Source organism: Vogesella indigofera, assembly GCF_003633895.1.
GTDB lineage: Bacteria > Pseudomonadota > Gammaproteobacteria > Burkholderiales > Chromobacteriaceae > Vogesella > Vogesella indigofera.
Map to the genome: position 1 here is coordinate 143,283 of NZ_RBID01000001.1, position 10,897 is coordinate 154,179.

Annotated in this window: 9 protein-coding genes; all 9 read right to left on the reverse strand. The window is 65.7% G+C overall.

Translation table 11 applies throughout. The annotated features are described in order from the left end of the window. Positions 1-62: 62 nt before the first annotated feature. Complete coding sequence (gene dusA / locus C8E02_RS00730) at positions 63-1,049, reverse strand: tRNA dihydrouridine(20/20a) synthase DusA (protein WP_120809264.1); 987 nt, start codon at positions 1,047-1,049, stop codon at positions 63-65. Positions 1,050-1,165: 116 nt separating this feature from the next. After that, a complete protein-coding gene (gene tssA, locus C8E02_RS00735; protein ID WP_120809265.1) occupies positions 1,166-2,251 on the reverse strand; it encodes a type VI secretion system protein TssA in 1,086 nt (361 codons plus the stop codon). A 40-nt stretch (positions 2,252-2,291) separates the two neighbouring features. After that, complete coding sequence (locus C8E02_RS00740) at positions 2,292-2,555, reverse strand: PAAR domain-containing protein (protein WP_047966906.1); 264 nt, start codon at positions 2,553-2,555, stop codon at positions 2,292-2,294. After that, entirely contained in the window at positions 2,552-3,988 is a 1,437-nt protein-coding gene (locus C8E02_RS00745) for a hypothetical protein (protein ID WP_120809266.1), read from the reverse strand. The genes C8E02_RS00740 and C8E02_RS00745 overlap by 4 nt, the downstream gene beginning before the upstream one ends. Positions 3,989-4,001: 13 nt before the next feature. After that, positions 4,002-6,626 (reverse strand): type VI secretion system ATPase TssH, encoded by a 2,625-nt coding sequence (tssH, locus tag C8E02_RS00750; protein ID WP_120809267.1) that lies wholly within the window; start codon positions 6,624-6,626, stop codon positions 4,002-4,004. A gap of 42 nt (positions 6,627-6,668) precedes the next feature. Beyond that, entirely contained in the window at positions 6,669-7,688 is a 1,020-nt protein-coding gene (tssG, locus tag C8E02_RS00755; RefSeq protein WP_120809268.1) for a type VI secretion system baseplate subunit TssG, read from the reverse strand. After that, positions 7,652-9,508, reverse strand: a complete 1,857-nt coding sequence (gene tssF, locus C8E02_RS00760) for a type VI secretion system baseplate subunit TssF (protein ID WP_120809269.1) — start codon at positions 9,506-9,508, stop codon at positions 7,652-7,654. Before tssF ends, tssG begins: the two co-directional genes overlap by 37 nt. 156 nt (positions 9,509-9,664) lie before the next feature. Continuing rightward, positions 9,665-10,762 (reverse strand): SEL1-like repeat protein, encoded by a 1,098-nt coding sequence (locus C8E02_RS00765; RefSeq protein WP_147424402.1) that lies wholly within the window; start codon positions 10,760-10,762, stop codon positions 9,665-9,667. Beyond that, on the reverse strand, positions 10,759-10,890 hold the full coding sequence (locus C8E02_RS17785) for a DUF6396 domain-containing protein (RefSeq protein ID WP_425451926.1): 132 nt from the start codon (positions 10,888-10,890) through the stop codon (positions 10,759-10,761). The genes C8E02_RS00765 and C8E02_RS17785 overlap by 4 nt, the downstream gene beginning before the upstream one ends. Between the last annotated feature and the right edge of the window lie 7 nt (positions 10,891-10,897).

Here is a 10,897-nt window from a genome sequence, read left to right on the forward strand (position 1 = left end):
AAAAAGCCCGGCGAACCGGGCGTGGGGGTGTCTGACGTATCTTAACAAGGAATGCGGACAGTTCAACCCTGCGTCGCCAGCAGCGCGCGGATGAACAGGCTCTCGTCGGCGCCGTGCAGCTCCTTGCTGTCGGACAGCATGCGCCGCCATTGCCGCGCGCCCTTCTGCCCCTGGAACAGCCCCAGCACATGGCGCGCGATGTGACGCACATTGCTGCCGTCCTGCAGCCGTGCCGCGACATAGGGCAGCAACGCCTCCACCACCTTGCCGCGCGACAGCGGGCGGCTGTCGTCGCCGTAAAACAGCGCGTCCCACTCCGCCATCAGGTAGGGATTGTGATAGGCTTCGCGGCCCACCATCACGCCATCGACGTGCTGCAGGTGAGCGGCGATTTCCTCGTTGCTCTTGATGCCGCCGTTGATCAGGATCTCCAGATCCGGCCGCTCCTGCTTCAGGCGATACACGTACTCGTACTTCAGCGGCGGAATCTCGCGGTTTTCCTTGGGCGACAGGCCTTTGAGGATGGCATTGCGCGCGTGCACGATAAAGGTGTGGCAGCCGGCGTCGGCGACCACGTCGACAAAGGCGCGCATCGCGTCGTAGCTGTCGATATCGTTGATGCCGATGCGGTGCTTGACAGTGATGTCGATGTCGACCGCGTCGCGCATCGCCTTCACGCAATCGGCCACCAGCTGCGGCTCGGCCATCAGGCAGGCACCAAAGGCACCCTTCTGCACCCGCTCCGACGGACAGCCGACGTTGAGATTGACCTCGTCGTAGCCCCACTCTGCGGCCAACCTGGCGCACTGCGCCAGCTCCTGCGGCTCGGAGCCGCCCAGCTGCAGCGCGATCGGGTGTTCGGCGTCGTGGTAGCGCAGATGGCGCGGCACATCGCCGTGCAGCAGCGCACCGGTGGTCACCATCTCGGTGTACAGCCAGGTGTTCTTGCTGATCAGGCGCGCAAAATAGCGGTAGTGGCGATCGGTCCAGTCCAGCATCGGGGCCACGGACAGGCGGCGCGGGGGTAAGGCGGAGGGTGCTACGGTCATCGAAACTGGCGACAGGCTGCGCTAAGCATTTGAAAAGAAGGTGGATTATCCGCATGTCCCCTGCTGCGGTCAACCACGTTGGCCGCAGCAGGGGTCAAGCAGACAGTCGCGACGACTCAATCCTGGCGCACGTCCAGCAGCTCCTGCAGCTGGCGCAAGGTGGAATCATCCTTCACCACGTGCTGCAGCCACTCCTCCAGGCTCATTTCCGCCCAGCGTGCCGCGCGCTCGGCCAGCAGCGATACCGGGCTGTGCGGCTCGTTGTGGCGGAAGTAGCGCGCCACCTCGGTGAGCATCTGTACCGCCTGCTGGCGGTTGGCAATGTTGCCGTCAAAGGCGATGGCCGGTGCGGCAAGCGGTGGCGGGGTCATGGTGGCGGGGGACGGACTCACGGGCTTCTTCTCCTCGGTTACGGTGGCCGCGGGCGGCGTGCTGCCGGTCTGACCACCACCCAGCTGCTGGCGGTAACGCAGCACCAGGTCCTGGCAGGCGTAGATGGCATTGCGCAGCTCGGCCAGGCTGGGTGCCTGCTCGCCAAAGCGCAGCTCGATGCCGGCATCCAGTGCCTCGTAGGCCTGCAGCACCGCCACCAGCTGCTCCATGCATTGCTGGAACCAGGCGACCCCCGACTGCTGCGCGGCCTTGTCGAAGGTCTCACCGGCCAGCTTGCCTTCGGCGATGGCCGCTTCGCGCGCTTCCGGGTTCTTCAGTCCCAGGTTGTCCACCTCGCGCGACTGCTGCCATTGCAACCAGCTGTAGCCACCGAATTCGGGACGGATCAGCGGCAGCTCGCGCACGCCCTGCCCCAGCTGCAGGTTCAACCACTCCAGTTTGCCGACGCGCTCGTCCAGATCGTGCGGGTCCAGCTCCGGAAAGCCGCTGTCCCAGTACTGCTGCAGCCAGCCGTCCAGTGCCGCCAGCGCCAGCTGCAGGCCGGCCAGCCCGGCCACCTTGACCTGCGCTTCGGCATACCACACCAGCAGTTGCAAATCCTTGCTGTAGGAGACGAGGGCCTCTTCGCACAATTTGACCACTTTCGGCCATTCGGCCTGCTTGAGGGTCTGTTCCCACTCGCCTTGCGTCAGGGTCGGGTCGTCGCTGCGACGGGCCTCGCGTATCTGGTCAAACAGTGCCGAGTAGGCCATATCCTCGCCAGCAGGGTGCGCCCCGGCGATCGGAGCCAGTAGTTGTTCTGGTGTCATGCAAATGTACCTGTTGCTTGTGTTCGGATCACGGTGCGCCTCAGCCCTTGCCCAGTTCGGGCAGGGTGGAGATCAGCATGGCACCGCAGCTCACCTTGTGGCCTTCCAGTGCTACCGGCTTGCCGCCCACCAGCCAGCTACCGTCACCTTCCACGATGGTGCAATTGGCATGCCCTTGCTGCGGGCAGGTTACCTGGTCGCCCAGCAGGGCGACCTGTTTGCCGAACAGTACGGTAGTGGATGCGGCACTCACCACCTTGCCACCGTGGCTGGTCGGGTCGCCCAGGCGAATGGCGCGTTTCATAGAGTGTTCTCCTTGCAGGCCGGCCGCGCCACCGCCAGGGCAGCATGATCGTGATGAAATTGGGTAATGACCGCCGGCGCCGCCAGCCGGGCGCAATGGGTAACCGCCAGCGCCGCCAGCATGGCGGACGTAGCCGCACCGACATCGCCCCAGTCGCGGACCAGGTTGCAGGCTTCGTCGATAGGGTGCAGCGCGATCTGATGGCGGGTGAGATTGCTGGCAATGGCGGACAGCCGCGCGCCACCAACCTCGACATCACCACTGTTGTGCACCAGCCAGGCCACGCTGTCGGCCCGGTTGTCCTGCGGCCGGGCGTCTTCCTCGCTGAACGGGTAGTCCAGCAGCGCCGCATTCACCAGCGCGTTGTCCAGCAGCGCCTGCAACTGGCGGGTGAGCTGCAGGGTTCCCTGCTGCGCCAGCGCCGTCCCGCTGGACGGGGCCAGGCAGGCGAGCACGGGCAAGGCAGACAGGGCCGCCTGAGCTGATGCCGGCACCGGCCCCCAGCCCGCCGGGATGGCGGTAGCACTTCGTTCCCAGTAGGGCTGGTAGGGGTCAGCGCCGGCCGCAGGGGCGTGCCCTTCCGCCGCCAGCAGCCCCTCGCGCAGGAACAGCATCAGCACCACGGCGGCACCGGGGCGCCCCAGCTGGCGCCCCAGCTGGCGCCACTGCTGGCGGGTATGGCTGTCCGGCTCCTCATCCGCATCCAGCAATGCCCGCGGCGCATCGGCGGCCAGCACCACCACTCCGGGCAACGTCGGGTCCTGCGCCAGAAACGACAGGACGCGTTCGGCCAACGGGCCGCTGCCGGGCAGAAAGCGACAATCGCTGTCCGGCTGCGGCACATCGCCCTGTGCGCTGAACCAGGCTTGCTGCTGCAGCTCACGCATGCGGCCAACCTGCTCAATGCCGGAGATCTGCGGCAGCACCTCCAGCAACAACGGCAACGCAGCGGCACCCGGCAGCTCGCCATACAGGGCAAGCAAGGCGTCGGCCACACTCGCTTGCAGGCTGTCCAGCACCGCGCCCTCGGCCACCTCCTCCGCCGTCAGCACCGACCACTGGCAAGCGTCAGGCAGTGCCGCCAGCCAGGCGGGTTCGTCACGCTGAGGCAGCGCCTGCCCCCATAACCAGCGACAGGCTATCGTTTGCTGTCGCTCGTGCAGCGCCGCCTGGTGCTGCGTGCGGGCGGCATCGCGCCGTTCCTGCTGGGCGGCGGCCTCTGCATCGGCTTGCGCCTGGGCGGCAGTCTGCTCCTGCCGCTGCTGGCGCAATCGCCAGAGCTGCACCAGCACGGTAAGCATGATGGGCGGCAGCAGGTGCAGCAGCAGCATGACAGTGGGGCTGAGCTGCTGCCAGTGCACCGGGATCAGCAGCCACAGCGCTGACCACCACAGCAGGGTGGACAGCCCCAGCAGGGCCAGTAGTTTCAGCATGCGTCCCGCCCTCCTAGCTCACGCGCACCTTAAGCGCGTCGCCCTTCAGCGCCACGGCGATCTTCTTCACCGGCTTGCCGCTGGCCATGCGCGCCAGCAAGTCGCTGGAGATCTGCGCCAGCAGGGTGCGGGTAAGGATGGCGTCGGCATTGCGCGCGCCGCTGTCCACGTCCATGCAACGCGCGGCCATGGCTGCGGCCAGCTCGTCCGGGAACTCCACCTGCGCGCCATGGTTGCTGGCGATGCGCTGGCGGATGCGCTCCAGTTTCAGCTGCACGATGGCGTGTAGCACGTCATCGCTGATCGGGAAGTAGGGCACGATGTCCAGACGGCCAAGGAAGGCCGGCTTGAATACCTGCTGCAGGGTTGGCCGCAGCACCTCTACCAGATCTTCGGCACCGGGGGTGCGGGTTTCGCCCTCTACCGTCACGCCGTGCTCGCAGGCGCGCATCACCAGCTCGGTGCCGGCATTGGAGGTGAGCAGGATGATGGTGTTCTTGAAGTCCACCTCGCGACCTTCACTGTCCTCCAGCACGCCCTTATCGAATACCTGGAAGAACAGCTCCAGCACATCCGGGTGCGCCTTTTCCACCTCGTCCAGCAACACCACGGAGTAAGGCTTGCGCCGCACCGCCTCGGTCAGCACCCCACCCTCGCCGTAGCCGACATAGCCCGGCGGCGAGCCTTTCAGCCCGGACACGCTGTGCGCCTCCTGGTATTCCGACATATTGATGGTGACCAGATTGCGCTCGCCGCCGTACAGCGCCTCGGCCAGCGCCAGCGCGGTTTCGGTCTTGCCCACGCCGGACGGTCCCACCAGCAGGAACACACCCTTGGGCTTGCCCGGGTCTTCCAACCCGGCCTTCGCGATCTGCACCCGCTCGGCGATCTGCCGCAGCGCGTGATCCTGGCCGATTACCCGCTCGCCCAGCAGGCGCGCCAGCTGCTGCACCTGGGCCAGCTCGTTGCTGACCATGCGTCCCAGCGGAATGCCGGTCCAGCCGGAGATCACGTCGGCGATTACGTTTTCGTCCACGCACTCGAACGCCAGTGGTTGCGTCTGCTGCAGCTCGCGCAATGCCTTGCGCTTGCTCTGCAACGGGCTGACCTTGCGGGTTTTACCGCCTTTGCTCTCGGCCGGCTGCTGGTGAGCCGCGTCGATCTCGGCGACCAGTTGCTGCTGTGTCTGCCACGCGGCATGCAATTGCGCCAGATCATCCTGCAGCTGCTCGCGACGGGCCTTCAGCTCACCGATTCTCTCGCCATGACCCTCCTCGCGCTGCAACGCGGCAATCTCGCGCTCCACGTTGGCGATCAGCACCGCCACGTCTTCGATCGGCCCCGGTTTGCCGGCACGCGACAGCGCCACGCGGGCGCAGGCGGTATCCAGCACGCTGATGGCCTTGTCCGGCAGCTGGCGGCCGGTGATGTAGCGGCTGGACAGGTGCACCGCCGCCGCCACCGCCTCTTCCAAGATCTCCACCTGGTGGTGTTCGGCCATGGCCTGTGCCAGACCGCGCACCATCTGCACCGCGATCTCCGGTGCCGGCTCTTCCACCTTCACCACCTGGAAGCGGCGCGCCAGCGCGGCGTCCTTCTCGAAGTATTTTTTGTACTCGGCCCAGGTGGTGGCAGCGATGGTGCGCAACTCGCCACGCGCCAGCGCCGGCTTGAGCAGGTTGGCCGCATCGTTCTGCCCGGCGGCACCGCCAGCACCGATCAGGGTATGTGCCTCGTCGATGAACAGGATGATGGGCACCGGGCTGGCCTTCACCTCGTCGATGACCTGGCGCAGGCGGTTCTCGAACTCGCCCTTCACACTGGCCCCGGCCTGCAGCAGGCCCAGGTCCAGCGTGCGCAGCACCACACCAGCCAGCACCGACGGCACTTCGCCATGCACGATCTTGCGCGCCAGCCCTTCCACCACCGCGGTCTTGCCCACGCCCGGCTCGCCGGTGAGGATGGGGTTGTTCTGCCGGCGGCGCATCAGGATATCGATCATCTGGCGGATTTCCGCCTCGCGGCCCAGCACCGGGTCGATCTTGCCGGCGCGTGCCTGCGCGGTGAGGTCGATGGTGTACTTGTCAAGCGCGGCACCGCCACGCGCGGCCCGGGACGCCTCGGCGGCAACAGGGTTGGCCGCAGGCGCCGCGGCAGCAGCACTCTCGCCGCCATGCTGGCGCAGTGCGGCATAAGCCGGCAGCAAACGGCTGCTGTCCAGCTGCAGCAGGGCCGGACAACCGCTCTGCAGTGCCGGGCGTAGCGATTCGTCGCGCAGCAACGCCAGCAGCAGGTCCAGGCTGGACACGCTGTCCTCGCCGAACTCCGCGCTGGCCAGCAACCAGGCTTTTTCCAGCCACTTGGGCAGCCAGGCGGACAGCACCGGGTTGCGGCTGTTGCCGCTGCGGAAACCGTCCAGCTCCTGCTCCATCCCCTGCTGCAAGGCGGGCAGATCTGCCCCTGCCGCCAACAGCGCGGCAATGGCCGCGTTGTTGCTCTGGTCGAGCATGGTCAGCAGCACATGCTCGATCTCGATTTCAAAATGCGTACGCGCCAGCGCCCGACTAGCCGCCTGTTCCACGCAGTGGCGGGCAGGAGGCGTCAGGCGCTCGATCAGGGATTTCAAGGGTACTGACATGGTGTTTTCGTCCAGATAAGAAAGAAAGAGAGCGGCCGCCGCTCAATGCAACAGCGCATAGCGCACGTCGTCCGGGTCCTGCGCCTGCGGCCCCAGCCAGCTGCTGGCCCCCAGTCGAGGCGGCAGGGCGGCATCCAGCCGCGCCGGCGGCACGTCGCGTTTGTCCAGCACCAGGCAGACATCCACCGCCAGCTGATGCCCGACGGCAAACTGCAGCAGTGCCTGCAGGGCGCGGGCTCCGTCGCCCCCCGGCAACAGCGCATCGAATTGCGCACGGCGCAGGCTGCCCAGCCGCAGCTGCAAGCGGGTCTGGCGGTCCCACTGCCGCTCACCGGCAAACAGCGACACCCCCAGCTCGCACGACTGGCCACCCAGCCGGCTTTGTTCGGCCAACGGCACCGCCAGCCACTGGCCGGCAAACTGCTGCAGCTGGGCACGGGTGGCGAACAGCCCCTCCACCAGCGTTTGCAGCGTCTGCGCCGACAGCGGCTTCTGGCTCAGCAGACCGGCGTAATAAATGAACACGCGCTCGTCCAGCAGGCCGTCCCTGCTCGCCTGGCCACGCAGCCGGCTGATGCCGACTCCGGCCAGATCCAGCAGGTTGCGGCCAAAACCGTCCTGTTCGCCGGCCTCCTCGGCCAACCAGAAGCGATACTTGCGCCAGGCACCGTAGAACAGGGCAATGGCGCGATGGCTGAACAAGTCCAGGAACGCGTGCAGGGTGCTATCGCGGAATTGCTGCCGCCGCTCCAGCAGCAACTCGGTGTACGAGGTCGGCAACACGCCGCTGGGGCCGGTCAGCCCCATGAAACTCACGGTCATCTCGGCCGGCGAGGTCGCCTCGCCCTGCGGCAGGGGGCGGTACTGCACCAGCTCGCTGGCCGGAAACGACAGCGACGCCAGGGTACGAAAGCGCAGTTGCGCCGGCAGCGTGCGCCGTGCCCGGCGCGTGCCCTCGCACAGTCCCAGAAGGCGCACCGCCTGGAAAAAACTGAACTGGCTGGCGTCCTGCGCCAGTGCCTGCCTCAGATCACGAGGGCTTCGCCGGCTCGGGCTGGCCATAGGGCGACCTCCTCGTCTCGTTGCACGGTTTTCACCCGCAGGCGGGTAAAGCTGTTGGGGGCGCAGTACAGCGCAAAGAAGCGCTCCAGTAGGGAAGCAAACAGGTAAACACTACCGCCGACGTAGTAATCGGCATCCAGCGTCAGCGTGATTTCAGTGCCGCGCACGAAGCCGGAAAAGTGGCGGCCGTTGACGCGCTGTACCGCCGGCTGGCTGCAGATGCCGACAATGCCCTGGATCTGGCGCACGTTGGCCGCAGCCTCACCTAGGTTGTACAGGGTCAGCATTTCCTGCAGCGCTTCACGCCCTGCCTCGACAATCGACATGTAGTTGAGCGACAGGTGCGAGATCAAGCGCCACTGCAGCGCCCGTCCCAGCGGACTGCGCTGGCTGGCACCCGGCTTGCGCAACAGGCGCACGCGCTTCACCACCGAATGCCCGGGCAACTGGAAATCGGTACGCTGGGTCGCCTGACTGCCACCAAACGGAATCTGCTCCGGCAGGTCACGATTGCTGCACAGCAGCGTCAGACTCAGCACCTCGCCCGCCGGTCGTACCGCCTCAAACTGCAGATCCACCAGGTGCAGCGCCATGTCGGTACCGCGGTCCCCTTGCCGTACCGACGGTTCGCGGCTGGCATGCCAGTAAAAGCGGGGCGCTTGCCCACTACCGTGACGCGTGGCATAGAACGGCAGCACCTCTTCGCTGCTCTCGCCTTCGCCGGATTTCTCCACCCGCACCACTTTACGAATCTGCACCACCTCGTAAGCCTGCTGCTTGCGTGCGTCGGTCAGCACCGGATAGCTGGTTTTCTGGTGGGTGACGCGAACCGGCTCGCCCGGCTGCACAAACAGGTTGATCAGCGGCGTGCAGCCCAACTTCAAGTGCGCCGGCTGCAACTGGCTTTGCAGGCGGTGATGACGCTCGCTGTCCGGGTAGCTGCGCAGGTGCAGGCGCAGTTGCAGGGTGTCGCCCGTCAGGCGCGCCGCCAGCGGCGCCAGGTTCAGCAGATCGACGAACAGGAACTTGTCCGGGTAGCTGAAGTACTCCGACAGCAGCCGGTAGCCCATGAACGAGCGCTCGTCGTACTCCAGCATGCCCTCGTCACGGCCAAAACCCACCGCCTGCAGGCTGTCTGCGGCCAACGTGCGCGTGCGCGCCGGGTCCTCGCTGCCGTCCCCTGCCTGCACCCGCAGCACATTGGACAGCAGCATCTCGTACAACAGGTGCATCAAGGCCGGCTCGCCATCGAGGAAAAAGCGCAGCGACTGCAGATCGATGGCATTCAGCGCCACCCCGCCCTGGGTCTGCAGCTTCAGCGTCAGCACGGCGGCGGCATCCGGCGCCAGGCTGCGCAGGTAGGGCGAGCCGCTGGTCAACTCCAGCTTGGCTTCCTGCAGCTGCAGCGGGTACAGGTCCACCGGGTAGACGCTGCGGAACTTGCAGTTCACCCCCTGGATGGCTGGCGCCAGCACCTGCTGCCCGCGCTCGATGCGGTAGCGCTTGCCGATCTCCGGCCGCTGCGCATCGCATTCGAACTGCACCACTGTCGCCGCCGGCATCGGCTGCAGGTAGTGTGGGTACAGCACGTCCAGAAAGCTGGTGGCTACCTCCGGGTAGTCGTCATCCAGCTTCTTGTGCACCCGCGCCGTCAGAAAGGCAAACGCCTCGATCAGCCGCTCGGTATGCGGGTCTTCGCACTGGTCGCCTTCCAGTTGCAAGCGGCCGGCGATCTTGGGGTAACGGCGGGCGAACTCGCCCGACAGCTCGCGCAGATGGCCAAGCTCACGTTCGTAATAGGGGAGAAGGGATTCGAGCATGTCAGGTATTCCGGGTTACAGGATTGTGCTCCCGCCCATTGCCGCAGCTAACGGCATGCGGTGTTTCCAGGTAGTCGGAGGTAGCCGTCAGCCGCGGAAAGGCTGCGGCCAACGTTGGCCGCAATGTCAGGCGCCGGAGACAGGGACTAAGCACGCTCATGGCGGCCCCGTCGTGGTTGCAGGCATGCCGGTAGCCGGGTCCAGCCCCTTGGCCCTGGCCATCTCGACTATGCGCGCCTCGCCAGGCAGCGGTGGCGGCACATTGCTTTCCCAGTCTTTCAGCCACTGGATCTTGCCATCCCATGGCGGCAACTTGGCCGGTGGCAAGGGCACAATATCGTCGATGTCGTCTACCGTAGGGTGGAAGTAGGAATAGCGCCCCAGAATGTCGGACAGAATGTTGTAGCGACGAGAGCGCTCTTCGTCTTTGGTCAGTCCTAGGTAATCCAACTCGTCACTGGGAGAGGGGCCGCGAAATGCATCAGATAGCCACAGTGCACCGGCCGAGCGCCCTGCTTTCACTGCCAATTGGTAGTACCTGAGCGCTTCGGAGTAGTTTTTGTCAATTTTTACATCAGTAGCATAATCAAAAGCTGCTTCTTGATTTCCCTGTTCCGCTGCACATTTCAGCATCTGGTTCCCAGCCTTGTAGGCCTCTAGGTAATCAACACCTAGACTGGTCAATTTGTCCCCGATGTAATGCTGCGCGTCCGGGCGCCCCAGATCGGCGGCATGGCGCATGTACTGTAATGCCAGTCCTTCGCACCCCTCCACGCCATACCCCTGGTACAGCAGCACGCCCATGTCGTAGTAGCCCAGCGGCAGGCCGCGATCCACCAGCCTCTGCACCAGATCCACGCCCTCGGTGATCGGCAGCTCGCTGGCGCTCTGGCCACGCATCAGCATCAGCAGCAGATTGTGTGCCGCCTTGTCGTGGTCCCAGGCGGCGGCGATGCAGTACAGCCGCTCGAAGGCCGAGTATTTCGCCGCCTCGTCCTTCAGCCGGTTCTTCTTCTGCAGCCAGCGCGCGTGCTGGAACAGCTGCTCGGCTTCCGGGCCGCGTTGCGGCGTGCGCGCCTGCTCGTAGGCGCAGCGAAAGGCCAGCTGTTCTTCCAGCTTGGTAGGTAGCTTGTCGATGGTGTCCATGTCCGGGCTCTTGATGGCGCTAGCGCTGCAGGCGACCAGCAACAGGCAGATTGCGGCCAGCGTTGGCCGCAATGCCAGGAAACGGTAACCGGGACGGAGCAGATTCATGGCGTTGTCGTGGTAACAGGTATGCCGGTAACCGGGTCCAGCCCCTTGGCCCTGGCCATCTCGACTATGCGCGCCTCGCCAGGCAGCGGTGGCGGCACATTGCTTTCCCAGTCTTTCAGCCACTGGATCTTGCCG

Bases quoted from the DNA above. Each gene is read 5' to 3' on its own strand.
- dusA (WP_120809264.1), bottom strand. From the start codon at position 1,049: ATGACCGTAGCACCCTCCGCCTTACCCCCGCGCCGCCTGTCCGTGGCC.
- tssA (WP_120809265.1), bottom strand. From the start codon at position 2,251: ATGACACCAGAACAACTACTGGCTCCGATCGCCGGGGCGCACCCTGCT.
- C8E02_RS00740 (WP_047966906.1), bottom strand. From the start codon at position 2,555: ATGAAACGCGCCATTCGCCTGGGCGACCCGACCAGCCACGGTGGCAAG.
- C8E02_RS00745 (WP_120809266.1), bottom strand. From the start codon at position 3,988: ATGCTGAAACTACTGGCCCTGCTGGGGCTGTCCACCCTGCTGTGGTGG.
- tssH (WP_120809267.1), bottom strand. From the start codon at position 6,626: ATGTCAGTACCCTTGAAATCCCTGATCGAGCGCCTGACGCCTCCTGCC.
- tssG (WP_120809268.1), bottom strand. From the start codon at position 7,688: ATGGCCAGCCCGAGCCGGCGAAGCCCTCGTGATCTGAGGCAGGCACTG.
- tssF (WP_120809269.1), bottom strand. From the start codon at position 9,508: ATGCTCGAATCCCTTCTCCCCTATTACGAACGTGAGCTTGGCCATCTG.
- C8E02_RS00765 (WP_147424402.1), bottom strand. From the start codon at position 10,762: ATGAATCTGCTCCGTCCCGGTTACCGTTTCCTGGCATTGCGGCCAACG.